Here is a 26,266-nt window from a genome sequence, read left to right as displayed (position 1 = left end):
CCACCAGACCCTGCCTCCAATTAAAAGAACCAGAGGGTACCCGTCATGTCCAGCACCACACTTGACCCATCCACCGTCGACGGCCCCGCGCTCAGTGCCGAACGCCAGGCCCTGCGCAAGGCCGCCCGGGCCAGCTTCATGGGCAACTTCGTCGAGTGGTTCGACTACGCCGCCTACGGCTACCTGGCCACCATCATCGCCGCCACCTTCTTCCCGCAAACCGACAAGACCACCGGCTTGCTGGCCACCTTTGCAGTGTTTGCCCTGTCGTTCCTGGTGCGGCCACTGGGCGGCATTGTCTGGGGCCATTTCGGCGACCGTCATGGCCGGCGCAACGCACTGTCGTGGTCGATCCTGATCATGTCGGTATCCACCTTTTGCATTGGCCTGTTGCCCGGTTATGCGCAAATCGGCCTGTGGGCACCCTGCCTGCTGTTGCTGATCCGCCTGGTGCAGGGCTTTTCGGCTTCGGGCGAATACGCCGGTGCCGCCGCGTTTCTGGCTGAATACGCCCCGCCTGGCCGGCGTGGCTTGTACACCAGCATCGTGCCGGCCAGCACGGCAGCGGGGTTGCTGTTTGGTGCGGCATTCGTGGCGGTACTGCACGAGCTGCTCAGCAGCGAAGCCCTGCATGAATGGGGCTGGCGGCTGCCGTTCCTGCTGGCGGCGCCGTTTGGCCTGGTGGGGCGGTATATCCGCATGAGCCTGCAGGACACCCCCAAGTTTCTGGAGATGGAGCAGCGCCTGGAAAACAAAGCCTGCATGGCGCGGGCGCCAATACGCGAGCTGATGAGCCAGCACCGTCGCAGCCTGGGCATCGGCATTGGCGTTACCTGCCTGAACGCCGTGGCGTTCTACTTGCTGCTTAGCTACATGCCGACCTACCTGTCCACTGAAATGGGCATGAGCGAGCGGGATTCGTTCATTGCCTCGACGGTGTCGCTGGCCACCTATATCGGCTTGATCTTCCTGATGGGGCGTTTGTCCGACCAGTTTGGCCGCAAGACCATGCTGGTGGTGGCGTCGCTGTTGTTCCTGGGGCTGACCGTGCCGTTGTTCCGCCTGCTCGATGGGCAGCCGCTGGTGGTGATCCTGGCGATCCAGATTTGCTTCGGGGCGATACTGGCAATGAACGACGGCACCTTGCCTTGCCTGCTGGCGGAGATTTTCCCGACCCGAGTACGTTTCAGTGGCTTTGCCCTGAGCTTCAATCTGGCCAACGCGCTGTTTGGCGGGACTGCGCCGTTCATTGCCACCTGGCTGATACAGGTGACGGGCAGCAAGCTGGCACCGGCGGGGTATTTGCTGGCGGCGGCACTGGTGGCGCTGGTGGCTATGCTGATGTGTCGGGAGACGGCCCACTCGGCTCTGGAGGATTGATCAGCCTGTACTGGCCCTATCGCCGGCAAGCCAGCTCCCACAGGTACAACACAGGTCCTGAAACCGGTGGAGACCTTGTGGGAGCTGGCTTGCCGGCGATAGGGCCGGTGCGAAAAACACAGCTTTGAATCAATGCAAAGAGGCCTGCCGCCGCTCCCCCAGCGGCGACAACCCGAAGAATCGGCTATAGCTCTTGGAAAAATGCGCCGGCGAACTGAACCCGCAAGCCAGTGCCACTTCACGCACCTGTACATCGCTGCGCAGCAGCAACTCCCGCGCCCTCGACAGCCGTAACTCCAGGTAATACTGGCTGGGCGTACGCTGCAGGTACTTGTGAAACAGCCGCTCCAACTGGCGCACGGTCACTTCATTGAGGCTGGCCAGCTCTTCCAGCCCCAGCGGTTCTTCCAGGTTGGCTTCCATGATCGCCACCACCTGGCTCAGCTTGGGTTGGGCGCTGCCCAACAGGGTGCGCAGCGGCACCCGCTGGCGCTCGCGCTCGCCACGCATGCGGTCGCACAGCAACAGCTCGGCAGCCTTGGCCGCGATGTCCTGGCCGCCAGCCTCGCGGGCCACCAGTTGCAGCATCATGTCCATGGCTGCCACACCGCCCGAGCAGGTGTAGCGGTCGCGGTCCAGTTCGAACAGCTGGCTGGAGATCACGATGCCGGGGAAGTGTGCCTGCAATGTCGGCAAGTCTTCCCAGTGGATGGTGCAGCGGTAGCCCTTTAGCAGCTCGGCCTTGGCCAGCAGGTAGCTGCCGGTACAGATACCGCCCAAAGGCATGTGTTGGCGGGCCAGCTGGCGCAACCAGTCGATCAACGGGCGGTTACCACGACTACGGTCGATGGGGTTGGCACCCACCACCAGCAGGGCATCCAGTGCGGGCGCGTTGGCGATGCTGTAGTCGGGCAAGACGCGCATGCCGTTGCTGGCCGTCACTGGCGCATCGTCTGCTGCGATGAGCACACTGCGAAACAGTGGCTTGCGCGCGGCCAGGTTGGCCATGCGCAAGGTTTCTACCGCCGAGGCCAGGCCGATGGTGGTGAAATTGGGCAAAATCAGAAAGCCGAAGGTCTTCGCGGAACAACTCTTTACAATAGACGGCGATGGGGTTGCAGAAGCGGGGTGGACCATTGCGCTGTTCCTGTGCAAGCTGAGGCATAGTTCGTCAGGGGCAGTGAGAAAATACAGCCTCGCGTGGTTCTTGTTGTTATAGGTCGTTGCCGGGTCGATCTTACACCCCCGGCGCAGCGACCAGGAATGGCCCCGCCGGCTGGCAGGGCCGACAGTGATTGCACAGAGAAGGTGATCGTTCGTGAACCCCGAATCCATGCTGGCGGCATTGCCAGGCTACGCCATGTCGCCCGAGTCGATCCAGGTGCTGCCCGATGCCAAGGCCTACCGCGCCTGCCTGTTCGAGCGCATCCGTGCTGCAACCCGGCGCATCGTCATCGTGGCGTTGTACTTGCAGGAAGACGAGGCCGGCCAGGAAGTGCTGGATGCCTTGTACCAGGCCAAGGCCGAGCGGCCGGGCCTGGAAATTACCATCGTGGTCGACTGGTTCCGTGCCCGCCGTGGCCTGCTCGGGGCCGGTCGCCAGCCGGGTAACGCCGCCTGGTACCAGGCTCAGCGCCAGTTGCGCGGGCTGGATATCGTCATTCACGGGGTGCCGGTGCAGACCCGCGAGTTGTTTGGTGTGTTGCACCTGAAGGGCAGCATTATCGACGACTGTGTGATCTACACCGGCGCCAGCCTGAACAACGTGTACCTGCACCGCTTCGACCGTTATCGCCTGGACCGCTATCACCTGTTCCAGTCGCCGGCGCTGGCCGACGCCATGGTCGGCCTCGTCGGGCGCCTGCTGCACCACACCGCCACACCGCGCCTCGACTTGCCCGCACCACCCGCCACCCGTAGCCTGCGCGGCGACATCCGGCGCTTGCGTGCGCGGTTGCGGCGCATGGCGTACGAGGCGCCGGCCGCCGTGCCTGGGGAGGGGTTGCGGGTGGTGCCACTGTTGGGCGTGGGCCGTGGCAACCCGTTGAACCGGGCGCTGTGTGCCCTGCTGGCGGCGGCGCGCACGCACATCATCATCAGCACGCCGTATTTCAACCCGCCACGGGTGGTGATGCGCGAGCTCGATCATGCGCTGGAGCGGGGCGTGCATGTTGAGCTGATCGTGGGTGACCGCACGGCCAACGACTTCTACATCGCCCCCGGTGAGCCGTTCAGTGCCAGTGGCGCTTTGCCTTATCTGTATGAAGACAACCTGCGAGCCTTCGCCCGGCGCCGCCACGCGGCCATTACCCGTGGCCAGCTGGAAGTGCGGATCTGGAACGATCCCGGGCATACCTTCCACGCCAAGGGCGTGTGGGTCGACCAGCGCTATTCGCTGCTGACCGGCAACAACCTGAACCCGCGCGGGTTCAACCTGGACCTTGAGAACGGCCTGCTCATCGATGACCCACAGGGGCAGTGGCTGGCGCCACGGGCAGCGGAGTTGAACGAACTGCGCCGGTACGCGCCAAAAATCGGCTCTGCAGCGGCGCTGGGGGTGAAGGCCGAACATCCCAAGGAAGTACGCAAGTTTCTGCGCCGGCTGCGCTTTAGCCGGCTGGAGCCGTTGATCAAGCGTGTGCTCTGAGGTTTGCCGGGGCGTCAGGCCGCAGCTTTGGCCTTCTCGGCCGAGGCTGCCTCGGCCTGCTTCTTGCTCCGAGGGTTGAGCTGCGACACCGCGAACAGCACCACCGCCAGCCCGACGACCTGATACAGCGAAATGTCTTCACTCAGAATCGCCCACGACGCCAGTACTGTCAGCACAGGCCCGAGGTTGCCCACCGCTGCCGTATGGGTAGGCCCCAGCCGCTGGATCGCCAGCGCCACCCAGTAGATTGGCAACACCGTGGAAAACACGGCCATCAATCCGGCATTGGCCCACACCGCGCCCGGCAGCTGCCACAACTGCCCCACCGGTGCCACCAGCAGGTAATGCGTCAGCACCATGAGTGAAGACGCAGTGCCGCACAGCCCGGCCAGGCGCATCGAGCCCATACGCTTGAGCATCATCCCGGTGCCCGAGTAATAGAGCGCGTAAGTTACCGCACTGGCGAACACCCACAGCGAGCCGAGCACCACCTGGCTGCCAGCCCCGGCGACGCTGACGTCGTGGACAAAGGCGATGCCAAGCCCCAGGTAGCAGAGGCCCATGGCAGACAAGGTGCGCAGGCTTGGTCGCTCACGCAGGGCGATGGCCTGGAACACCAGCACCAGGGTCGGGTAAGTGAACAGTATCAGCCGTTCCAGCCCGGCACTGATGTACTGCAAACCATAGAAATCGAAAAGGCTGGCCAGGTAGTAGCCGAGCAGCCCAAGCAAGGCGACCCGTAACCCGTCACCCAGGTTGAGTGGCGAGCTGCCCTGAGTGCGGCTGGCCCATACCAGCCAGGCAAACAGCGGCAGTGACAGCCCCATGCGCATTGCCAGCAAGCTGATGGCGTCCACGTGGCCCGCCGCATAGGCGAGTTTGACGAAGATGGCCTTGAAGCTGAAACCCAGTGCCGCCAGCACGGCGTAGAGGGCACCACTTTGCAACTGGCGCTGGATCAGGCTGCGTAATGCGTTCATGGGGGGCTCGCGGCAGAAAATGACAGGGTTATTCTGAACAGAAGGCGCACGCGCTAGAATCGCTTTTTTTCGAACAGGGTGTTCGTTTCTGGAGAAGGCTATGCCGTTCGACCTGACGGATCTGCGTCTGCTGCTTGCCATCGCTGCCACGGGCAGCCTGAGCAAGGCGGCTGCGACTTTCCCGGTGGCTGTGTCGGCCGCCAGCAATCGTTTACGGCTGCTGGAAGAGCGCTGCGGGCTGGCGCTGTTCGTCCGCAATGCCGGTGGCATGCAACTGACGCCTTCCGGGCGGTTGGTGCTTGAGGGGGCACGCGGTGTGCTTGCCGAAGCGCAGAAATTGCAAGGCACCTTGAAAGAACTTTCGGGTGAGCGCCGAATCACGTTGCGCCTGGCGGCGTCCACCGTTACCAACAGCACGTTGTTGCCCGCAGTGTTGGGGCCGTTTCTGGCGGACTACCCGGAAGTCGACCTGCAACTGGTGGAGCACAAGAGCGTGGACGTGCTGCGGGTGGTGATTGCCAACGAGTGCGAGATCGGTGTGTATGACGGCATCCTGAACAGTGAGGGGGTGGTGTCGTTGCCGTTTCGCACCGAGCGGCTGGTGATGCTGGTGCCCACCAGCCACCCACTGGCCGGGCGCGAGCAGTTACGCCTGGTCGATGCCTTGGGCTTTGCGTTCATCTGCCTGCCGGGTGAGCGGCCGATGCAGCGTTTTGTCGAGGAAATGGCGATGAAGCTGGCCATGCCCCTCAAGGTGCGGGTGCGTGCGCCGAGTTTCGAAGCGATTGCCCAGTTGGTCGCGCAGCGTGCAGGCGTCGCCATGCTGCCTGAAACCGCCGCCGTGCGCGCCGAGCAAGAGCTGCCTGTGCGCCGGGTAGCCTTGGCCGAAAGCTGGGCCACCCTTGAGCTTCGCTTGTGTTTCCGTGACTGGGAGCGCCTGAGTTCCCACGGGCGGCAACTGGTAAGTTTTCTCTCCGGGCTTGAAGCGGGCGAGCGTGCTGCGATTTGAGTGGTGCGCACGGTGGCTTGATGCCAATATGATATTACTTGGGCGCGGCCATCGACAGGGGCTGGGCTATCATTTGCAGGCAACCGTGCAAGGCCCCTCTGAAAAGTCATCACGAGCGCATACAATCGGGCCTTTTCTTCGTTAACCAGATAGGCCAATGCGTATATGGCGCTAGATCCACCCACGATGCTGACCATCTCGGTCGCCCTGGCAGCAGCTGCTGCGTTGTACCTGGCGATTGAGTGGCGCAGCGTCCGCGAAACCTCTTTGCTGTTCTGGAGTGCAGGTTTTGCCACCATTACTGTCGGCTGTGTTCTGGCCTTGCTACGCGGGATCGGCTTGCTGTTCATCGGCATCTGGTTCGCCAATGGCTTGTTGGTGGTTGCGCACTGGTTTTTCCTGATGGGCGTGTTGCGTTTTACCCAGGACCGTTTGTCGCGGGCCTGGTTATTGGTCGTGGTCGTGTGGTTCGCCTTGCTTTTGCTGCCCGTGGGGCCGCAGTGGTCGAAGGTGATGTTGATGGTCAACTCGCTGTTGGTGGCTGCGCTGACGCTGAAGGCCAGCTTCCTGTTGCGGCCGCACGGCAAGTCGCTGAGCGTGGGGGCGGTGCAGCTGCGTTATGTGTTGCTGCTCCACGGGCTGTTCTACGTGGCCAAGGCGGTCATTGCGATCACGCCGGGCACCTTGATTGACCTGGCCACCTTTGGCGGGCTGATCATTCAGATTTCCCTGGTCGAGGGGGCGATGGCGATCATGCTGATTGCCTTGTCGATGACCGGCACCGTGCGTTATCGACGCGAGGAGCGGATTGCCCGGCTGGCCGCGCGCGACCCGTTGACTGCGCTCTACAACCGCCGCGCGCTGGAAGTGCGGGCCGGGCATTTCTTCAAGGAAGTGAGCCCGGCTCAACCCGGGGCCTTGCTGCTGATCGACATCGACAACTTCAAGCTGGTCAACGACCTTCACGGGCATATCGCGGGTGATCGCTTGCTGATTGCCCTGAGCGAACTCATTCGCACGGTACTGCCCGAGCGCTCGCTGGCAGCGCGTTTGGGCGGTGATGAATTCGTCATCTTGCTGTGCGGGGCGAGCAGTGAGCGGGTCATGGAGTTGGGTGGGCTGTTGCGTGAACAGTTCCAGCAGTACGCCAGCAAGACCGTGCCTACACCGCAGGCGGTCACCTTGAGCATCGGTGCCAACCTGTTCGACCAGCCACCGGCCAGCCTGGCGGCATTGATCGAACAGGGGGATGTGGCGTTGTACCAGTCCAAACGCAGTGGGCGGGACAGTATCCGGTTTGTCGAACGGCCTATGGCCGACCTCAGTCAGTAGACTGCGCGTGGAAGCAGGAGCAGCAACAGCTATTTGTTGTTGATGCACTGTGACTGCGCGCTGTAGCGAATGGTCTGCAAGCGCCCCTGGCTGTCTTCAAAGGTCATCAGCTTTGGCGTAATGGCGCAATTTCTGGGGTCGCCGGACTGCCGCACGAAACTGGCAATGTCCAGTTTCATACCATAGCGATAGTCCTCGACAGTGGGCATCGGCTTGCCGGCCTTGGCCGCATAAACCGAAACCGCCTGTTGGTGTTCAGCCAGCAGTTGCTCGGTACGGTTATCGGAAAAGGCCTGCGCTTGGCCAGCCAGCAACAGCAGCAATACGCCGCCAGACAAGAAGCTTTTCATCGTCGAACCTCTGTAGGTCAGTCATCTCGCACTCAGGCTATCGATGGCCAACCCACAGGGGCATGACGGCAAACTTACATTTCAGAAAGGGTCGGTCAGGTCGCCACCTGGTAGCACGGCACATACGCTGCGCCGCCAGGCAGCTTCATCCGGTGCTGGTCGACGAAGGCCTGCAACAGCCGGCCCAGTGGGTCCAGTACGGCGCTATCGCCGTGGATCTGATACGGCCCGTGTTCCTCGATCAGGCGGATGCCCTTGTCCTTGACGTTGCCAGCGACAATGCCGGAAAACGCCCGGCGTAGGTTGGCTGCCAGTTCATGGGGCGGCAGCTCGCGGCGCAGGTCCAGCTCGGCCATGGCCTGGTGGGTCGGGTCGAACGGGCGCTGGAAGCTCTCCTCGATCTTCAGCAGCCAGTTGAAGTGGAAGGCGTCGTTGCGCTCGCGGCGGAACTGCTTGACCTCTTTGAGCCCTTCGACCATGTGCCGGGCAACTTCCGCCGGGTCGTCGATAATGATTTCGTACAAGCAGTGCGCTGCCTCGCCCAGAGTGGCGCCGACGAAGGCATGCAACTGCTGCAGGTAAGGCTCGGCACTGCGCGGGCCGGTGAGTACCACCGGGAACGGCAGGTCGTGGTTGTCCGGGTGCATGAGGATGCCCAGCAGGTACAGGAACTCCTCAGCCGTGCCGGCACCGCCTGGGAAGATGATGATGCCGTGGCCGACACGTACGAAGGCTTCCAGGCGCTTCTCGATGTCCGGCAGGATCACCAGTTCATTGACGATAGGGTTGGGCGCTTCGGCGGCGATGATGCCCGGTTCGGTCAGGCCCAGGTAACGGCTGCCGTGCATGCGCTGCTTGGCGTGGGCGATGGTGGCGCCCTTCATCGGCCCCTTCATCACGCCAGGGCCGCAGCCGGTGCACACGTCCAGTTTACGCAGGCCAAGCTCGTGGCCGACCTTCTTGGTGTACTGGTATTCCTCGGTGCTGATCGAGTGGCCGCCCCAGCACACCACCATTTTCGGCTCCACGCCCGGGCGCAGGGTGCGCGCGTTGCGCAGCAGGTGGAAAACGTAGTCGGTGATGCCCTGGGAGCTTTCCAGGTCGATGCGCTGGCTGGCCAGTTCGCTTTCGGTGTAGACGATATCGCGCAGGGCGCTGAACAGCATTTCACGGGTGCTGGCGATCATTTCGCCATCGACGAAGGCGTCGGCCGGGGCATTCAGGAGCTCCAGGCGGACACCGCGGTCCTGTTGGTGGATTTTTACCTCGAAGTCCTTGTAGGCCTCAAGGATGGTCTTGGCATTGTCGACATGGGCGCCGGTGTTGAGGATGGCCAGGGCGCACTGGCGGAACAGGGTGTAAAGGCTACCGGTACCGACTTCACTCAGTTGCTGCACTTCACGTTGTGACAGCGTTTCCAGGCTGCCTTTGGGGCTGACGGATGCATTGATGACATTGCGTTGAGGCATCTAAGTCTTTCCTGTGCGGGTAAAACATCCTTCTTTGACAACACCATACCGAGAAATGTGGGCGGCAACGAGAGGGCTGGTGAAAAAGCTTGAGACCGGGTTGGCTTCTTCGCGTGTTTACCCGCGAAGAAGCCAACCCGGTCTCAAGTCAGCCCAACAGCTTCTGCACGCCGAGTGTAATCGCCAAACCACCCCCGACCAGCCACAGGTTGAGAATTGCCCCGGTAGCCAGCGCCTTTGGCCCAGCCTGGCGGATCTGGCTGAAGCGGGTTTCCATCCCCAGCGCGGTCATGGCCATGGTCAGGGCAAAGGTGTCCAGGCTGTTCACCGCCTGGGTCACGCTACCAGGCAGCACCTGCAACGAGTTCACCAACACCAGGGCCAGGAAGCCGAAGGCGAACCAAGGCATGGCGATACGCCCATTGCCCTGCGCCTGGCCGGTTTTGCGCGAACGGCTGATCCATAGGCCTACCACCAGCAGTACCGGCACCAGCAACATTACCCGGGTCATCTTGACGATGGTTGCGATATGGGTGGCTTCAGGGCTTACGTTACTGGCGGCGCCAACTACCTGGGCCACTTCATGAATAGTGCCACCCAGAAACAACCCTGCACCCATCGTGTCGAGGTGCAGCCAGCCGGCGTTGATGGCCAGCGGGTACAGGAACATCGACAAGGTGCCGAACAGCACCACGCTACCGACTGCCATGGCGCTCTTGTGCGGGGCACTGCGCAGTGCCGATTCGAAGGCCAGCACTGCAGCGGCGCCGCAGATGGCGCTACCGGCGGCCGTCAGCAAGGCGGTATCGCGGTCCAGCTTGAACAGTTTCATGCCGCACCACAGGCCGATCAGCAGCGTGCTCGCTACCACCAGCAGCGACACGATCAGCCCCGACCAGCCGACTTCGGCGATCTCCTGCAGGCTGACGCGCAGGCCAAAGAAGGCCACGGCGATGCGCAACAGGCCGCGCGCAGAAAAGTTGATACCCGCCGCCCAGCTAGCCGGTACGCCGTCACGCAGTGCGTTGCCATACAGCGCACCGGCGACAATACCGACGATCAGCGGGCTGATGCCCAGATTGGCGATGGCGGGCATGGCGGCCAGCTGAGTGACCGCGAGCGCGAACAACGCGACGAACAGGATGCCATTGAGCCGCCCTCGGGTAGAGAGGGTAGGTGCAAAAGCAGGGTTGGACGGAACCGTGGCCATGTGAGTCCTCCGGAAAGGTGTTTCGACAAGGCCTACGTTAATCTGGTTATAAGCTTATAAAAAATCGTAATTTAGGATGGCAAATATCCGAATAGCTGATATTTTTCATTCATGACCCCAGAACAGCTGATAACGTTCGCCACCGTTGCCGAGCATGGCAACATCAGCCATGCGGCCCAGGCCCTGCATTTGTCGCAGCCGGCTGTGTCCGGCCAGCTCAAGCTGTTGCAGGAGGCGTTTGGCGAGCCGCTCTATCAACGTGCCGGCCGTGGTGTGCGGCTGACGGCGGCTGGCGAGCAACTGCTGGCCCATGCCGAGCGCCTGCGTGAAACCTTTCGTCAGGCACAGGCGCTGCGCGAAGCCATGCGCGGGCTGGAGCGCGGGACCTTGCGCATCGGTGCCAGCACCACGCCGGCCAGCTACCTGCTGCCTTACCTGATTGCCGATTTCCACGGGCGCTATCCAGACGTGCTGGTCACCACTTCACATGGCAACACGGCGGAAATTGTTGCCGCCCTGGACAGTGTCGATATTGCCCTGATCGAAGGCCCGCCAGGACAGGAGCTGCCGCTGGGCACGGAAGTGACGGCGTGGCGTGAGGACGAGATCGTGGCCATCGTGCCGCGTGGCCACCCCTTGGCTGACAGTGATCAGCAGACCCTGGCGTCACTGGGCGCCTGCCCATTGGTGCTGCGCGAAAGCGGCTCGGGTGTGCGGCAAATCGTCGAGCGGGCGTTTGCCCGTGAGGGGGTGGCGATGCGCGTGGCGCTGGAGATTGCCGGGGTGGAAGGGGTGAAGGAGGCGGTGCGGGCCGGGATGGGGGTTGGCTTTGTGTCGGCGATGTCCATTCGCCATGAAGATGGGGCGCTGCACCGGCTGCAGGTTACGCCGCAGGCGCTGGTGCGTCGGTTTTCCATTCTGGTGCCGCATGCGGCTACCCCGTCACGGGCGGCCGCGCGGTTTCTTGAGTTGTGTGTTGGCAGGCAACATCAACTCAACTGAAATACAGGCTTCATAGCGGCAACAACATTCTCATCCCGGCGTTAGAGGGCTGCCGACATTCGATCAAGCCACACTGGTGGGTACGTTGGTACCCATGCCTTGAGGTAGATAGGGGGCTATTTCTTGTATTTCAGCCTCGCTGAGATAAACCCTGGTGGCGTCTAACAAACCATCCACTTGGCTGGGGCGGCGTGCGCCTACGATAGCTCCGGATACCGCGGGGTTACGCAGAACCCAGGCGATCGCTACAGCCGCCGCACCGACCCCGTGCCTGGCACCGATATCTGCCATGACGTCTACCAAAGCGAGGTTCTTGCTCAGGCGAGGTTCCTGGAAGTCCGCGCTGCGCGTTTTTCGCCAGTCGTCATCGGGCAGTTGTGCAATTCGCTCGCGGCTCATGCTTCCCGTCAATAGGCCAGATTGCAACGTTGAGTAAGCAATGACACCTACCTGCGACGCTGCACAATAAGGCAGGATTTTCGTCTCTACATCGCGCATGAGTGCGGAGTAGGGCGGTTGAAGGGAGGCGATGTCAGTGACTGATCGCGCTCGCTCAAGCTGTATGACATCGAAGTTCGATACTCCAATTGCCCTGATTTTGCCCTGTGCCTTCGCCTTGGCCAACGCTGCGACAGCATCCTCGATGCCCCCGCTATCCCCATCTGCAGGAAAAGCTGGCCAGTGAATCTGATAGAGGTCGATTACCTCTACCTGTAAGCGACGCAGGCTGTCCTCGATTTCTGTCATCAATGACTGGGGGGAGAGTGAATGGGAGATCTCACGGGTCGTCGAATCCCACACCAGGCTGCCCTTGGTAAAGACAAGCGGGCGACGCGATGGGGGTATCTGGCGCAGCAATTTCCCAGTCAGCGTCTCGGCATGGCCAAGTCCGTATACTGCTGCTGTGTCGATCCAGTTCACGCCTCGCTCTACCGCGAACTCCAGGGCAGCGAGGCTATCGCCGTCATCCTGAGCCCCCCAGCTGTACTCCCACCCTTGCCCTGCAATGGCCCAAGTGCCCATTCCGATTGGTGAAATCAGCAAGTCGGATGTACCTAACCGATTCTTTTGCATGGAAACCTCACGTCGATGAATCAGCAAAGTATCCTTCCAGTGATTGGCAACGATAAGATGGGTAATTGTGTTTGAGCTGCTGAATTTTTTTCATGAAAAATCCTTGCGACTTATCCGATCTGGACGCGTTTGCCGCTGTGGCTCGCCACCAAAGTTTTCGAAAAGCAGCGGACGAGCGAGGGGTATCCGCTTCGGCGCTGAGCCATGCAATGCGTACATTGGAGGGCAAGCTGGGTGTAAGGCTCCTCAACCGCACCACGCGTAGCGTGACCCCTACCGAAGCAGGCCACCAACTGCTGGCCACGTTGATCCCCGCTTTGGCCGATGTCGCTGAAGCCTTGCATCAGCTGACCTCCAGGCAGGAAATCCCCACGGGCACATTGCGATTGAATGTATCGCGACCTGCTGCTCGCCTCGTTATCGCGCCATTACTTGCGCCATTTACGGCTGCCTACCCACGTGTCAACGTGGAGTTGGTGACTGACGATGGGTTGAGCGACATCGTGGATAAGGGCTTCGATGCGGGTGTGCGTTTCGGCGAAAGCCTCGCTGGGGACATGATTGCTGTCCCGGTCGGATCCCCCCAGGCATTCGTCACCGTCGCTTCTCCTCGCTATCTCTTGAGTCGCGGAACACCGGAAACACCCCAGATGCTGCTTGAGCACGCTTGCATTGGCAGGCGCTTTCCCAGCGGGAAACTATACAAGTGGGAGTACCTGGCTGAGGGGCAGCCGATTCGCCTGGCAGTCTCGGGGCCGTTGATACTTGAGGATGACACGTTGATGATCCAGGCCGCGAAGGACGGTGCTGGAATTGCCTACGTGTATGAGGAGATGGCAAGGGAATATATCGCTCAAGGGCATTTGGTAGAGCTTCTGAGTGGCTGGAAGGCCCTCCCTGAAAAGTTCTTCATCTACTACCCCAGTCGGCGTCACGTACCGCCACCGCTGCAGGCATTGATCGAGTTTGCACGCCTGCCGCAGTCCTGACGGCGAAGAGAAAGACACAGGCTTCATGCACCCGAACGCTCAAAGAGCCAATCGAGGCAGCAGATCGAGCCATCACAGTCGGGGATTTCGACAACCTGATGACGGTGTGAACGCTGAGATTTCTCGCAGGGTGACCAGGCGTTCATGCTTGACCGCAGCGTGTTGCCTGAGGGTGCTTAGCCGCCTGTGCCGACCCATCCCGGTCATGCCATGCGCTGGAGGTAACCGGGTACTTGTGGCTCGGGCAGCACGGAGAGCACCTTGAGGCGTTGAAGGGTTCGCTCGCGAGCTTTCAGAATGTGGTCGCGCAGGCAAGAACAGGCTGACTCTACCGTTCCGTAAAGCAAGGCTTCAAAGATCAAGCGGTGTTCAATCAGCATCGCTTCGTCATTGCTGGTGTGCAGTGCTTCGTGCAGTACTCGCCCGACGTTCATGGGGATCTGGCACTGGCGAATCACGGCTGCCATTCGGGTATTGCTCACCCCGGCAATGCAGGTTACATGCAGGTCCTGTTCAAGCTGCTCAATGTCGGCCCGCTGGACGTGTCGACCTGCCTCCTGGGCCGTGATGATGCGCTTCAACATGCTTTCAAGTTCGCTGCGAGGCACATGCTCGATGCCCTGTCGCAAGGCGTCGGGCTCCAGCAGTATGCGCAACTCGTAGTCCTGCTTTACCGCCTGGGCCGTCAATGGCCCGGCCAGCCACTGGGCGTACGGCTCTTTTTCCACCAGGCCCTTGTCACGCAGCCGCATCAATGCTTCCCGGACAACGTTTCTGCTGACGTTCAGTTCTTGCGCTGCAGTCTGTTCATCGATGCGGTAATGGCCGAACACCATGAAGCGGATAACCGTCTCGGCAAGGTGGTCGTAGATGCGCTCACCCAGTGGGCGATAATCGATAAGGTCTTCCTGAGGTTCGAGGCCAAGCAGCTTGCGCGTCAGGGGCACCCGAAGCGGGGCTTCGCAGGTGCCCTCGGGGTCGATCAGAAAGCCACGTCCATCAAAGCGGCGGATCAGGCCTTCGTCGTGAAGAAGGTTGAGTGCCTGGCGCACAGGTACACGGCTTGTGCCGAACAGCTCCGCCAAAGGCCCTTCTACCAGAACCAGCCCGGGAATCGCCTGCCCGCCGAGGATCGCTTCGCGCAGTGTATTGCGGATTGTCTCGTAGCGTGAGGCCGTACGCTCTTCCATTGGCTGTGTCGCTGACATCAAGGCTGTTCTCATCAAGCGTGACGGGTAAGTTTCTCATAAGTGAGGCGAGATGTGATCGCGCGCCGGTAACAGCTGCGTGGTCGTTTTTGGGGCAGGCTGTTACCAAAAATCCCAAAATGGATCATTTTAATAAACATACATTTTGCGAGCCAGCCGAGCGTCTGATTGGTTGCTTGCGCCTGTCGCCCTAGTGCCAGAGCGCTCCGATGATTTTCCGCAATCTGCGTTTGAAGACTTGGCACGGTCGATGCTTTTACAAATGTATGTATTTATAAGATATACATTTTAGAGGCCGATCATGCTTACCGATGCCCACGCCATGGCCCGGAAATTTGCCGATGGAACGTCCGACCCGCTCAGGGCCCTTGAGGACGCACTGCAGGCGTCACAGGGGGTACCTGCTGCGTTCATTCGCATGAGTGAAGAGCGAGCGCGGCGTGAAGCGGCTGCTGCCCAGAAACGTTGGCAAGCAGGGCAACCCTTGTCCCTGTTCGATGGCGTTCCGCTAGCCTGGAAAGACCTCTACGACCTGGCTGGCTGCGTAACGACTGCCGGCGCGAAAGTACGCCTGTCCAACCCGCCTGCCATGTGCGATTGCGCGCTGGCAACGGCACTGAGCCGTGGCGGCCTGGTAAGCATCGGCAAAACCAACCTGAGCGAACTGGCCTACTCGGGCCTGGGGCTCAATCCTCATTTCGGCACCCCTGGGAACCTTGATTCGAACGGTCAGATGCGCGCTCCCGGGGGATCGTCATCGGGCTCCGCTATCGCTGTTGCGCAGGGTGTTGTGCCTATCGCGATGTCTACTGACACCGCAGGCTCGATACGTGTGCCGGCGGCTTTCAATGGCCTGGTGGGTTATCGAAGCAGTGGCAAGCGATATTCGTTCGTGGGTGTCACGCCACTTGCACGCTCACTGGACGCCCTAGGCCCAATTACCAACAGCGTTCGTGATGTCATCGCTGTCGACAACCTGTTGCTTGGCGATCCGTGTGGCCTGCCATTGGACGCGCCAGGACTGCCTGTCGCCGGGTTGAGACTGTGTGTCGATAGTGAGCTGCTCGACGATCCGCGCATTCAACCAGAGGTGAAGGCCAACCTGCTTGCGGCAGTTGCTCGCCTGGCATCGGCAGGTGCGGTGGTCGAGTACAAACAAGTGATGGCATTCACGCAAGCGCTGGATGCCATCGAGCACATCGGTTGGCTTGGCAGCGCAGAGGCCTTTGCCCTGCACCAGGGGCTTCTGGATAGCCCCGATGCCGAGCAGCTTGATCCTCGTGTGCGCCAGCGGCTGGAGGCTGCCCGAGCGTTCCCGGCGAGCCAGCAGGTTCGCCTGTATCAAGCCGCTGATGCATTGAAACAACAGATTGCACGTGAGTTGGACGGCGCATTCCTCATCACCCCAACCGTGGCGCACGTAGCGCCACTGCTCGCGCCCCTGGAACAGGACGCGAAGCTGTTTGCGCTCACCAACCTGGCAACGCTTCGGTTGACCATGCCGGGCAGCATGCTGGACATGCCAAGCGTTGCGATGCCAAGCGGGACGGGGGAGGCGGGGATGCCTACCAGCCTGCTTGTTTCCAGCTTCAGTGGCGATGACGTGCGGTTACTGCGTGCTGCCTTGGCCATCGAGCCTCATGTTCGAGGCGTTGAACGATAACTGCTCGAAGCGCGGGCGGTGCATGCCTGCAATTGATTGAACAACTACATGAATAGCAACGAGGTTTAGAGAATGGCGAAAGAAATTCTTGTATCCATTGGCGTTGATGTCGATGCGGTAGCGGGTTGGCTCGGTTCCTATGGCGGGGAGGATTCGCCAGACGATATTTCCCGTGGTCTTTTTGCCGGTGAAGTGGGCGCGCCACGCCTGCTCAAGCTTTTTGAAAAGTACGACCTGCGGACAACCTGGTTCATCCCGGGACACTCGGTAGAAACCTTCCCCGAACAAATGAAAGCGGTGGCGCAGGCCGGCCATGAAATTGGCATTCATGGTTATAGCCATGAAAACCCGATTGCAATGACCCCGGAGCAGGAAGAAGCCGTTCTGGACAAGTCGATCGAAATCATCACCCGGCTGGCTGGCAAGCGACCCACCGGTTATGTGGCGCCATGGTGGGAGTTCAGCAATGTCACCAACGAATTGCTGTTGAAGAAGGGCATCAAGTACGACCACAGTTTGATGCACAACGACTTCCATCCTTATTACGTTCGGGTCAAGGACAGCTGGACAAAGATTGACTACAGCCAGCACCCGGACACGTGGATGAAACCATTGGTGCGTGGTGAGGAGACCGACCTGGTTGAAATCCCGGCCAACTGGTACCTCGATGACCTGCCGCCGATGATGTTCATCAAGAAATCACCGAACAGCCACGGCTTCGTAAACCCTCGGCACCTGGAAGAGATGTGGCGCGATCAGTTCGACTGGGTGTACCGCGAAAATGACTACGCGGTTTTCCCGATCACCATCCACCCCGATGTTTCCGGCCGCCCTCAAGTGTTGCTGATGTTGGAGCGTTTGATCGAGCACATGCAAAGCCATGCCGGCGTGAAGTTCGTCACCATGGATGAAATCGCTGACGACTTCATCCGGCGTCACCCGCGCAAGCGTTAAGCCCTCAGTACGGTCCGCACGTTACATAAGTGCAACATAAAAAGAGACATGCCGATATGACCACTACGCAAGCCACAGCAGTGACGCCCGTCACTGAGTCCGGGGCATGGAAGCCGGTGCAACTGGAATCCAGAGATGTCAGATATGCGACTTGGATTGCCTTCTTTGCTTGGGTTTTTGCTGTTTACGACTTCATCTTGTTTGGTACATTGTTGCCGGTCATGGGGGGGCATTTCACCTGGAGTGAGGCCGAGCAGGCGGAGATCGCCACCTGGGTTGCGGTCGGCGGCGCGGTAATCGCGTTCGTGGTAGGCCCACTGGTTGATCGCATCGGCCGACGTGGCGGCATCATCCTCACCATTGGCGGCACGGCGTTGTGCTCGGCCTTGACCGCAGTGTGCGCCGGCATGGGCAAGGTACCCTTGATTGCGGTGCGCTCTGTCGCCGGCCTTGGCTATGCCGAGGAGGGCGTCAATGCGACCTACCTGACAGAGGTGTACGCGGCCTCGACCGACCCCAAGCTGATCAAGCGCCGGGGCTTCGTATATAGCCTGGTGCAAAGTGGCTGGCCAGTGGGCGCGCTGATTGCGGCTGGCCTGACTGCACTGCTGTTGCCACACATTGGCTGGCAGGGTTGCTTCATCTTTGCCGCCATACCTGCTCTGGTTGTCGCGGTGCTGGCTCGCAAGCTCAAGGAAAGCCCGCAGTTCCAGGTTCACCAGCGTATCAGCCAGTTGCGCAAGGCAGGCGATGACGCTGCTGCGCGCAGCCTGGCGCGCGAATACCACGTGGATTACGACGAACATGCCAAGGCGGGTGTTGCTGCGGCGTTTCGCGGAGCTGCATTGCGCCCGACCGTAGTGTTGAGCCTGGCAATCCTGCTCAACTGGTCGGCCATTCAGGTGTTCAGTGTTCTGGGTACGTCGGTCATCGTCAGTGTTCACCAACTGTCGTTCCAGAACTCTCTGTGGATCCTGGTGTTGTCGAACCTGGTTGGTTTTATCGGCTACCTGTTCCACGGCTGGCTCGGTGACCGGCTTGGGCGTCGTAACACCGTAGCCCTTGGCTGGATGTGCGGTGGCGTGGCGTTCTTCGCCATGCTGCAGGCGCCCAGCCAGCTCACTACCGTGGTCGCGCTGTACAGCCTGGGCTTGTTCTTCCTTACCGGCCCTTACTCGGCCATGTTGTTCTTCATGGGCGAAAGTTTCCCCACCAGTATTCGCGCCACGGGCGGCGCGATTGTGCATGCCATGGGGCCAATCGGCGCCATCGTTGCCGGGCTGGGAATTACCAGCGTGCTGACGACCGGTGGCGAATGGCACAGCGCTGCACTGTGGTTTGGTGCCTTGCCTTGCTTCCTGTCGGGTGTGGTGATGTTTGCCGCCCGCCACGTAGAACCCCATTCCGTAAAGTAAACAGGAGCGTCAACCATGTCTCAACCTGTTGCGTTGATCACCGGGGCCGCCAGCGGCATTGGTGCAGCGGTTGCAGTTGCCTTTGCCAGGAAAGGTGTTCGTGTGGTGGGGGGCTATCTGGCAGACGGCCCGCATGATCCTGCGTACACACAACGCAGGGTCGAGGAAGCCGGTGCCGAGTGTTTGATGATGCCGATGGATGTCACCGACAGTACTTCTGTCGATGCAATTGCTGGCGCCGCATTCGAACGCTTCGGCCGACTTGACTATGCCATTGCCAACGCCGGGCTTTTACGCAAGGCGCCGCTCATGGAGATGTCCGATGAGCAGTGGAATGAAATGCTCGACGTCGACCTGACCGGTGTTATGCGCACCTTCAGGAGTGCAAGCCGCTACATGGGCGAAGGTGGCGCGATGGTCGCGATCTCGTCGATTGCCGGTGGCGTGTATGGCTGGCAAGACCATAGCCATTATGCGGCTGCCAAGGCGGGTGTGCCGGGCCTTTGCCGCTCGCTTGCGGTGGAACTTGCGGCAAGGGGAATCCGCTGCAACGCCGTTATCCCAGGCCTCATCGAAACCCCGCAATCGCTCGACAGCAAGAACTCGCTGGGCGCGGATGGCTTGGCCAAGGCGGGTAAAGGTATCCCGCTGGGGCGCGTCGGCCGGGCCAGCGAAGTGGCTGATCTGGTTTGCTACCTGAGCGGCCGCGAGTCGAGCTACATCACCGGGCAGAGCATCATCATCGATGGCGGCCTGACGGTCCGCTGGCCTGAATAACGTTTCAAGCAGCCGCAAGCTTGCCTTGCGGCTTACAAGGACAACAAGAATGAAAGCATTACACGATCGTCGTGCAGTTATCACGGGTGCCGCAAGCGGTATTGGCGCAGCTATCGCCTATGCATACGCAGAGGCTGGCGCCATGCTGGTGTTGTGTGATCGAAACGCCGAGCGCTTGGCCAACGTTTCTGCCCACTGCCGGGACCGTGGGGTTCTGGTCATCGAGTGCATCGCTGATGTCGGTGTCAGGGAAGGCGCGCAAGCCGGAGTGGATGCCTGTGTGGATGCCTTTGGCGGCATCGACATTCTGGTGAATAACGCAGGCATGCTGACCCAGGCTTCGTGCGTGGACCTCACCCAGGAAATGTGGGACGACATGCTGCGCGTCGACCTGACCAGCGTATTCGTGGCCAGTCAGCGTGCCTTGCCGCATATGCTGCAACAGCAATGGGGCCGCATCATCAATGTCTCCTCGCAGCTTGGCATCAAGGGCGGCGCCCAGCTTACCCATTACGCGGCGGCTAAAGCCGGGGTCATCGGCTTCACCAAGTCGCTGGCGCTTGAGGTCAGCAAACATAACGTTCTGGTCAACGCAATTGCACCAGGGCCCATCGAAACCCCGCTGGTTGATGGCATCAGCCAGGAATGGAAAGCAGCCAAGGCCAAGGAACTGCCTCTGGGCCGCTTCGGCAGGGCAGAGGAGGTGGCGCCCATTGCGGTCTTGCTGGCCAGCGAGCCTGGCGGCAATTTGTTTGTCGGCCAAACCCTCAACCCGAATTCGGGCGATGTGATGCCGTGAGGTGAGTCATGTGTGGACTGTGTGGCCTGATCGGTGAAGACGCTCACTGGAGCGACCCTCTTGATTCAAGCCTTCCGGCGCGGCGCGAGCGCTTGCGCCGAATCGCCTCGATCAACCAGGTTGTTGCTCCGTTCAGGCTCAAGGTCAGTGACGTTCAAGGCGCTACCTATCTGGTACAGGGGCCTACCGGGAAACAGGGCATTGCCTCAGGCCTGGAGCAACTCTGGCAAGTGGCCGAGGACATCTTGAACCGTAAGCTCGACCCCCTCGACCCGAGAATTCTCGATCATCTGGAGGCGCTGTCATGAGCGTTCAGATCAATGTCCTGACCGGGTTTCTGGGCAGTGGCAAAACCACACTGCTGCAGCGGGTTCTGGCCAATGAAGAGATGGGCGAGACGGCGCTTCTGATCAACGAATTCGGCGAGGTAGGGATTGATGATCTGCTCGTACAGGAGATCGCTCCAGACACCGTTCTGTTGCCGAGCGGGTGCGTTTGCTGCTCGGTGCGAGGTGATCTGAAACAGGCGCTTATCGACCTGCATGACAAGCGCAGTCGAGGTGAAATTCCCGCTTTTCGTCGTGTGCTTCTTGAAACAACAGGCCTTGCAGACCCAGCCCCCATTCTCTCGACGTTGCAGCGTGACCCGCAATTGCGCGGTCGCTATCACCTGGGCTTGCTTGTAACGGTGGTGGACGCTCAGCATGCCGCGCTGCAGGAGCGCCTTCACCCCGAGTGGTTGGGGCAGGTCACAGCAGCTGATCGCCTGCTGGTAAGCAAGGCAGACCTGGTAAGTGCCGGGGTGCTCGAACACGTGTTTGCCAACCTTAGGGCACTCAATCCGTCTGCCTCGGTGGCCCTCGCCAGTTCCGTTGTTGCAGGTGACGAGCAGCTTTTGGGCGAGGGCTTGAGAAGCCTTGCGCCCGATGAAGAAGTTGCGAAGTGGCAGCTGTTCGCGCCCACCACACAACCTCGGCACGCCGGTGCGCGCGTCTGTGCGCTGGAGTATGAAAGGCCGCTGGACTGGCTGGCTTTCGGGGTTTGGCTGTCGATGCTGTTAAGATGCCACGGAGACCAAATTCTGCGGGTCAAAGGGATCCTGAATGTGAGCGACTCCGAACAACCCATCGTGATTCATGGTGTCCAGCACTGCCTTCATGCTCCCGTGCACCTTACCCGTTGGCCAGGCGGTGAGCGGCGCTCACGCCTGGTGATCATTGTGCGAGACCTGGACACCGAGCTGTTGCGCAGATCCTTCGGTGCATTCCTGCAGCACCTGGGGCGTGCGGCATGAGTGGTCCGGTTACATTGCGGGTGCTCGGCACCTCGGTGACGTTGCTCGAATCCATTCGCCTGCGCGCTGAGCAAGAGCTGGGCATTCGCATTGAATATCAGGTCCATGATGTGCAAACCGTGCAGCGCATTGCGCTGATGCATCCTGAACGCTATGACCTTTACGATCAGTGGTTTCATAGCATGGACTTTGTCTGGCCTGCGGGCGCGATCCAGCCCATCGATATTCGACGCATCGCTCTGTGGGACGAGATCAACGACCTGGCGAAGCGAGGCAGGTTGCACGCCGACGATCAGCTATCGGGGGGCAGCTTGCCTTGCGATCGCCTGTTCGTTCAGCACGATGGGAGTTTGGCGAATCGGCCAAGCCACTTGATCAGCATGTTGCCGTTGACCCATAACGTCGACAGCTTCGCCTACCGGCCTGATCTGCTGCCGCCAGGGTTTTCTGTCGACAATGAAAGCTGGTCCTGGCTTGTCGACCCGGCCTGGTGCGGCCACGTTGCACTGCAAAGCGATGCGGCGATAGGCGCGCTCGACGCGGCATTGGCCGTGCAAGCCAAGGGCCTGGCCACGTTCGATGTCATTGCGAACCTTCGTCTGGAGGAAATTGACGAGCTTGCCAGGATCCTGATCAAGCTCCAGCGACAAGGGCATTTTGCGGCATTCTGGTCGGACGATCGTGAGGCCGGCAAACTGATGCTTGGCCCGAACGTACACATCGAGAGTGTCTGGTCTCCGGCACTCATGCAACTGCACCGTGAAGGTGTTCAGTACCGACAAGCCGTGCCCAGGGAGGGTTACCGGGGCTGGTTTGGCGGCTTATCGCTGTCGCGAGCCGTAGACGGTGATGTCAAGGACGCCGCTTACGCGTATCTCAACTGGTGGTTGGCGGGTTGGCCTGGGGCGATGATGGCTCGGCAAGGGTTCTACATTTCCAATCCCCTCAGGGCCCGAGACCATCTGTCAGCCGCAGAATGGGACTACTGGTACGAAGGCAAGCCAGCTTCCGAGCAACTGCTGGGAAGCGATGGCGAGCCGCTCATCGAGAAGGGCGAGGTGCGAGAAGGCGGTTCCTATACCGAACGCGTCAGCCGCATCAGTGTCTGGAACTCGGTCATGGACGAGCACAACTACCTGGTGCGCAAATGGGCGGATTTTCTCCGCTCAGGGCGGCATTAACAGGCTTGCTCGGCCGCCGTCTTGCGCGCCGCAGCCAGGATGGTCGCCAGCACGATCAGAGCAGCCCCCGCTGCCATGCGCAGGCTTGGTTGGTCACCAAACAACCACCACGCCCCGATGATCGCGTACACCGGCTCCAGCGCGATGATCATGCCGGCTGTGCGGGCCTCCAGGCCTTCCAGGCTCTTGACGAACAAGAACTGCGAAAGCCCGGTGCAGAACACCCCCAAAAGCACCAGGTTGACCCAGTCGCTGCCCCCTAGGCTGGTGTTGCCCAGTTGGGTAAATGCAAACGGCGCCACCAATGCGGCCACCACCACGTTCTGCCAGAAGGCCACCTGCATGGCGTTCATGCTCGAACCGTTGCGACGGTTGGCCACGGTCAGCAGGGCGAACGCCAGGCCCGAGCCCAAGCCCCAGAGCAGGCCGATGGTGCCTTTGTCCAGCAGGTCGAAAGTCGGCACCACCAACACCAGGCCGGCGGTAACCATCAGCAGAAGCAAACCTTGCACGGCGCCGATGCGCTGGCCGAACACACCGCGCTCGATCATGGCGATGAACGCCGGGAAGCTGGCGAAGCCCAGGGTGGCCACTGCCACGCCGCCCACTTTTACAGCAATGAAGAAGGTGACCCAGTGGGTAGCCAACAGAGCGCCGGTCAGGCCCAGAATCGGCAGGTTACGCAAAGTCAGCGCATCGAGCAGGCGCGTCCCCTTGAGCCCGGCGACAAAGCCCAGGGCAATGAAGGCGAAGGTAGCGCGGCCAAAGGTGATGATGCTGGCGTCGGCCTCGATCAGGTGACCGAGGATACCGGTCAGGCCGAACAGCACAGCGGCGATGTGGGCAACGAGCAGGGCATTACGGTGGCCGGTGGCAGCACCGGCTACGGGGATTGAAGTCGCGATCATGGCAGTCAAGTCTTCACAATGTGGCGCGCGCAAACACTCCCGGCTGGCGCGGCACGGGTCTCTAATACTGGGAGTTTTATCGTTATGAGCCCGGACGAACTGCCCGGTGCAAAAAGGCGCCACAGCGTTGGAATTGTGAAGCGAGGCTGCTTACTCGCGGATACCACGTCGGCCAGCCCACGGCGCGGGGCTGGTCGATGTGTGTATTATCTTTGTATACAGGCGTGTCAGCCGATCGCGGGCGACGTGTGCTTGTCTGATCGCGACATCGGCAGTTGCCTTGCTGCGCCGCTTCACTCTTCGCCGTAGTTCATGATCGACAACAGGCGGATGGGCACCTGCACCAGCTGCTCGGGGCCATGCGGGGTTTCACCGTCGAAGGTCAGGCTGTCGCCGGCATGCATGTGATAGAGCTGGTTGCCATGGCGGTACACCAGCTCGCCCTCCAGCAAGTGGAGGAATTCGGTGCCCGGGTGGGCGAAGGTCGGGAACTCTTCGCTGGCGTCGTCCATGCTCACCATGTACGCCTCGAAGTTCTTTTTCGGCCCCCTGGCGTGATTGAGCAAATGGTAGGTGTGGCCCTTCTCGGTGCCGCGGCGCACCACCTCCAGCCCTTCGCCGGCCTTCACCAGCAAGGCATTGCCGTCGGGTTGGTCATATTGGCTGAACAGCTTGGCCATCGGCATGCCCAGCACGTCGCACAGGCGGCTGAGGGTATCGAGGCTGGTAGACACCTGGGCGTTCTCGATCTTGCTCAACATGCCCTGGCTGATGCCGGCGATGCGCGCCACGTCGGCGAGCTTGAGGGACTGGGCCTGGCGCTGGCGCTTGATCTGCAGGCCCAGGTATTGCTCCAGGCGAAGGCGCGGTTCGGTTTCGGTCGACATCGAATGTCCTGCACGGTTTCAGTTCAAGAATAAAGATTTCGCACTGGGAAAGTGCGATAAGCAGCTGCGTTGGCTGCTTCTTTCCTCGGGTGAAAACAAGTTTCCCATAAATAGAACAGAAAAACCTGCTTGGGTTTTGTGTTGTGTGTACGGGCCTCTTCGTGGGCAAACCCGCTCCCACAAGGCTTTGCGTCGAATTCTGTGGGAGCGGGCTTGCCCGCGAAGAGGCCCGCACAGATCCGCAAAGGACACGCCCTGAACAAACTTGGCAAGCGCATTGCATTCCTGTGAGGAAAGTAAGTTTCTCATGCGGAATCATTGCCCCTTACCCAGGAGTGTTCAACCCATGTTGCCAGCAGAAACCCAGCGCACCCTCGACCAGCACGGCATCAAGTACGTGCTGGCGCAGTTCGTCGATATCCATGGCTCGGCGAAGACCAAATCGGTGCCGGTCTCGGGCCTGAAGATGGTGGCCGAGGAGGGCGCCGGCTTTGCCGGGTTCGCCATCTGCGGCATGGGCATGGAGCCGCACGGCCCGGACTTCATGGCCCGTGGCGACCTTTCCACCTTGATCCCGGTACCGTGGCAGCCGGGTTATGGCCGGGTGGTGTGCGTGGGGCATGTCAACGGCCAGCCCTGGCCTTACGACAGCCGCTATGTGTTGCAACAACAGGTGCAACGCCTGGCCGACAAGGGCTGGACCTTGAACACCGGCCTGGAGCCGGAGTTCAGCCTGTTCCGCCGTGACGAAGGCGGCAAGCTGCAACTGGTGGATGCCTCCGACAACCTCGACAAGCCGTGCTACGACTACAAGGGCCTGTCGCGCTCGCGGCTGTTTCTCGAGCGCCTGACCGAGGCACTGCAACCGGTAGGCTTCGACATCTACCAGATCGACCACGAAGACGCCAACGGCCAGTTCGAGATCAACTACACCTACAGCGACGCCATGGAGTCGGCCGACCGCTTTACCTTCTTCCGCATGGCCGCCGGTGAAATCGCCAACGACCTGGGGATGATCTGCTCGTTCATGCCCAAGCCCGACCCCAAGCGTGCCGGCAATGGCATGCACTTCCACCTGTCGCTGGCCAGCAGCACCAACAAGAACCTCTTCCACGACGCGTCCGACAGCAGCGGCATGGGCCTGTCGAAGCTGGCCTACCACTTTGCCGCAGGGCTCCTGGCCCACGGCCCGGCGTTGTGTGCCTTCGCGGCACCGACGGTCAACTCCTACAAGCGCCTGGTGGTCGGGCGTTCCTTGTCGGGTTCGACGTGGGCCCCGGCCTTTGTCGCATGGGGAGCCAACAACCGCTCGGCGATGGTGCGCATCCCCTATGGCCGCCTGGAGTTCCGCCTGCCGGATGCCGGTTGCAACCCGTACCTGGTTACCGCCGCGATCATCGCCGCCGGGCTCGATGGCATCGACCGCCAGTTGGAGCCGGGCGAGATGTGCAACGAGAACCTTTACAACCTCAGCCTTGAAGAAATTGCCGCACGCGGCATCAAGACCCTGCCGCAATCGCTGAAGGAAGCCGCCGACGCGCTCGAAGCCGACCCGTTGTTCCGCGAGGTGTTGGGCGCCGAGATCGTCGACGAGTTCATCAAGCTCAAGCGCATGGAGTGGGTGGAGTACTGCCGCCATGTCTCCGACTGGGAAATCCAGCGTTACACCGAGTTCTTCTGACCGCCCCAATCCCCTGGGCGGCCAATACGACAGCGACCGCCCACTGCCTAGTAAGGA

The 26,266-nt window shown here is 60.9% G+C and carries 24 protein-coding genes; 15 read left to right on the top strand and 9 right to left on the bottom strand.

What is annotated here, in order from left to right:
* Window positions 1-45 precede the first annotated feature (45 nt).
* A complete protein-coding gene (locus N436_RS12130) occupies window positions 46-1,380 on the top strand; it encodes an MFS transporter (RefSeq protein ID WP_016715688.1) in 1,335 nt (444 codons plus the stop codon).
* 129 nt (window positions 1,381-1,509) lie between these two features.
* On the opposite strand, the gene N436_RS12125 is transcribed toward N436_RS12130, so the two are convergent.
* Complete coding sequence (locus N436_RS12125) at window positions 1,510-2,517, bottom strand: GlxA family transcriptional regulator (protein ID WP_016715689.1); 1,008 nt, start codon at window positions 2,515-2,517, stop codon at window positions 1,510-1,512.
* Window positions 2,518-2,698: 181 nt separating this feature from the next.
* Here N436_RS12125 and pssA point away from each other — a divergent pair, with 181 nt between their 5' ends.
* Window positions 2,699-4,027, top strand: coding sequence for a CDP-diacylglycerol--serine O-phosphatidyltransferase (pssA, locus tag N436_RS12120; RefSeq protein WP_105948554.1), 1,329 nt, complete (start codon window positions 2,699-2,701; stop codon window positions 4,025-4,027).
* A 14-nt stretch (window positions 4,028-4,041) separates the two neighbouring features.
* On the opposite strand, the gene N436_RS12115 is transcribed toward pssA, so the two are convergent.
* Window positions 4,042-5,007, bottom strand: coding sequence for a DMT family transporter (locus N436_RS12115; RefSeq protein ID WP_105948555.1), 966 nt, complete (start codon window positions 5,005-5,007; stop codon window positions 4,042-4,044).
* 100 nt (window positions 5,008-5,107) lie between these two features.
* Between N436_RS12115 and N436_RS12110 the strand changes: the two genes are divergently transcribed.
* Both N436_RS12110 and N436_RS12105 read left to right on the top strand, forming a co-directional pair.
* Window positions 5,108-6,016 carry a LysR substrate-binding domain-containing protein gene (locus N436_RS12110; RefSeq protein ID WP_110741132.1) on the top strand — a complete coding sequence of 303 codons (909 nt, stop codon included), beginning with the start codon at window positions 5,108-5,110 and terminating at the stop codon, window positions 6,014-6,016.
* Window positions 6,017-6,202: 186 nt separating this feature from the next.
* Entirely contained in the window at window positions 6,203-7,348 is a 1,146-nt protein-coding gene (locus N436_RS12105) for a GGDEF domain-containing protein (RefSeq protein ID WP_177410314.1), read from the top strand.
* A 29-nt stretch (window positions 7,349-7,377) separates the two neighbouring features.
* On the opposite strand, the gene N436_RS12100 is transcribed toward N436_RS12105, so the two are convergent.
* The 3 genes from N436_RS12100 to N436_RS12090 all read right to left on the bottom strand — a co-directional run bounded on the left by N436_RS12100 (window position 7,378) and on the right by N436_RS12090 (window position 10,377).
* A complete protein-coding gene (locus N436_RS12100) occupies window positions 7,378-7,698 on the bottom strand; it encodes a DUF2790 domain-containing protein (RefSeq protein ID WP_105948558.1) in 321 nt (106 codons plus the stop codon).
* 95 nt (window positions 7,699-7,793) lie between these two features.
* Complete coding sequence (ppnN, locus tag N436_RS12095) at window positions 7,794-9,167, bottom strand: nucleotide 5'-monophosphate nucleosidase PpnN (RefSeq protein ID WP_105948559.1); 1,374 nt, start codon at window positions 9,165-9,167, stop codon at window positions 7,794-7,796.
* Window positions 9,168-9,315: 148 nt separating this feature from the next.
* Entirely contained in the window at window positions 9,316-10,377 is a 1,062-nt protein-coding gene (locus N436_RS12090) for a YeiH family protein (protein ID WP_105948560.1), read from the bottom strand.
* A 111-nt stretch (window positions 10,378-10,488) separates the two neighbouring features.
* Here N436_RS12090 and N436_RS12085 point away from each other — a divergent pair, with 111 nt between their 5' ends.
* The gene (locus N436_RS12085) at window positions 10,489-11,379 is read left to right on the top strand and encodes a LysR family transcriptional regulator (RefSeq protein ID WP_105948561.1); all 891 of its coding nucleotides are present in this window, start codon (window positions 10,489-10,491) and stop codon (window positions 11,377-11,379) included.
* Between the two features lie 63 nt (window positions 11,380-11,442).
* On the opposite strand, the gene N436_RS12080 is transcribed toward N436_RS12085, so the two are convergent.
* Complete coding sequence (locus N436_RS12080) at window positions 11,443-12,453, bottom strand: aldo/keto reductase (protein ID WP_105948562.1); 1,011 nt, start codon at window positions 12,451-12,453, stop codon at window positions 11,443-11,445.
* 92 nt (window positions 12,454-12,545) lie between these two features.
* Between N436_RS12080 and N436_RS12075 the strand changes: the two genes are divergently transcribed.
* Window positions 12,546-13,442, top strand: a complete 897-nt coding sequence (locus tag N436_RS12075; RefSeq protein ID WP_105948563.1) for a LysR family transcriptional regulator — start codon at window positions 12,546-12,548, stop codon at window positions 13,440-13,442.
* 203 nt (window positions 13,443-13,645) lie between these two features.
* Here the strand turns inward: N436_RS12075 and N436_RS12070 are convergent, their stop codons facing one another.
* Window positions 13,646-14,650: a GntR family transcriptional regulator gene (locus tag N436_RS12070; protein ID WP_105948564.1), complete on the bottom strand. Its 1,005-nt coding sequence runs from the start codon at window positions 14,648-14,650 to the stop codon at window positions 13,646-13,648.
* Window positions 14,651-14,951: 301 nt separating this feature from the next.
* Between N436_RS12070 and N436_RS12065 the strand changes: the two genes are divergently transcribed.
* The 8 genes from N436_RS12065 (at window position 14,952) to N436_RS12030 (ending at window position 22,733) form a co-directional block, all read left to right on the top strand.
* Window positions 14,952-16,313: an amidase gene (locus N436_RS12065; RefSeq protein WP_110741131.1), complete on the top strand. Its 1,362-nt coding sequence runs from the start codon at window positions 14,952-14,954 to the stop codon at window positions 16,311-16,313.
* Window positions 16,314-16,385: 72 nt separating this feature from the next.
* On the top strand, window positions 16,386-17,267 hold the full coding sequence (locus tag N436_RS12060) for a polysaccharide deacetylase (RefSeq protein ID WP_105948566.1): 882 nt from the start codon (window positions 16,386-16,388) through the stop codon (window positions 17,265-17,267).
* 56 nt (window positions 17,268-17,323) lie between these two features.
* Complete coding sequence (locus tag N436_RS12055) at window positions 17,324-18,682, top strand: MFS transporter (protein ID WP_110741130.1); 1,359 nt, start codon at window positions 17,324-17,326, stop codon at window positions 18,680-18,682.
* 15 nt (window positions 18,683-18,697) lie between these two features.
* Window positions 18,698-19,459 carry an SDR family NAD(P)-dependent oxidoreductase gene (locus N436_RS12050; protein WP_110741129.1) on the top strand — a complete coding sequence of 254 codons (762 nt, stop codon included), beginning with the start codon at window positions 18,698-18,700 and terminating at the stop codon, window positions 19,457-19,459.
* A gap of 49 nt (window positions 19,460-19,508) precedes the next feature.
* Window positions 19,509-20,258 (top strand): SDR family NAD(P)-dependent oxidoreductase, encoded by a 750-nt coding sequence (locus tag N436_RS12045; RefSeq protein WP_110741128.1) that lies wholly within the window; start codon window positions 19,509-19,511, stop codon window positions 20,256-20,258.
* 8 nt (window positions 20,259-20,266) lie between these two features.
* Window positions 20,267-20,566 (top strand): hypothetical protein, encoded by a 300-nt coding sequence (locus N436_RS12040; protein ID WP_110741127.1) that lies wholly within the window; start codon window positions 20,267-20,269, stop codon window positions 20,564-20,566.
* Entirely contained in the window at window positions 20,563-21,552 is a 990-nt protein-coding gene (locus N436_RS12035) for a GTP-binding protein (RefSeq protein ID WP_110741126.1), read from the top strand. The genes N436_RS12040 and N436_RS12035 overlap by 4 nt, the downstream gene beginning before the upstream one ends.
* Window positions 21,549-22,733 carry a PotD/PotF family extracellular solute-binding protein gene (locus tag N436_RS12030; protein WP_110741125.1) on the top strand — a complete coding sequence of 395 codons (1,185 nt, stop codon included), beginning with the start codon at window positions 21,549-21,551 and terminating at the stop codon, window positions 22,731-22,733. The genes N436_RS12035 and N436_RS12030 overlap by 4 nt, the downstream gene beginning before the upstream one ends.
* Here the strand turns inward: N436_RS12030 and N436_RS12025 are convergent.
* Window positions 22,730-23,641 carry a DMT family transporter gene (locus N436_RS12025; protein WP_110741124.1) on the bottom strand — a complete coding sequence of 304 codons (912 nt, stop codon included), beginning with the start codon at window positions 23,639-23,641 and terminating at the stop codon, window positions 22,730-22,732. The genes N436_RS12030 and N436_RS12025 overlap by 4 nt on opposite strands.
* A gap of 293 nt (window positions 23,642-23,934) precedes the next feature.
* A complete protein-coding gene (locus N436_RS12020) occupies window positions 23,935-24,528 on the bottom strand; it encodes a cupin domain-containing protein (RefSeq protein WP_016715694.1) in 594 nt (197 codons plus the stop codon).
* Window positions 24,529-24,874: 346 nt separating this feature from the next.
* On the opposite strand from N436_RS12020, the gene glnT reads away from it, so the two are divergent.
* Window positions 24,875-26,209, top strand: coding sequence for a type III glutamate--ammonia ligase (gene glnT / locus N436_RS12015; protein ID WP_019097857.1), 1,335 nt, complete (start codon window positions 24,875-24,877; stop codon window positions 26,207-26,209).
* Window positions 26,210-26,266 lie beyond the last annotated feature (57 nt).

Origin of the sequence: Pseudomonas sp. RV120224-01b (assembly GCF_003208145.1) — a bacterium.
GTDB classification, from domain to species: domain Bacteria; phylum Pseudomonadota; class Gammaproteobacteria; order Pseudomonadales; family Pseudomonadaceae; genus Aquipseudomonas; species Aquipseudomonas monteilii.
The sequence above is the reverse complement of the archived record's forward strand: the minus strand, read 5'-3'. Positions and strand labels throughout refer to the sequence as shown.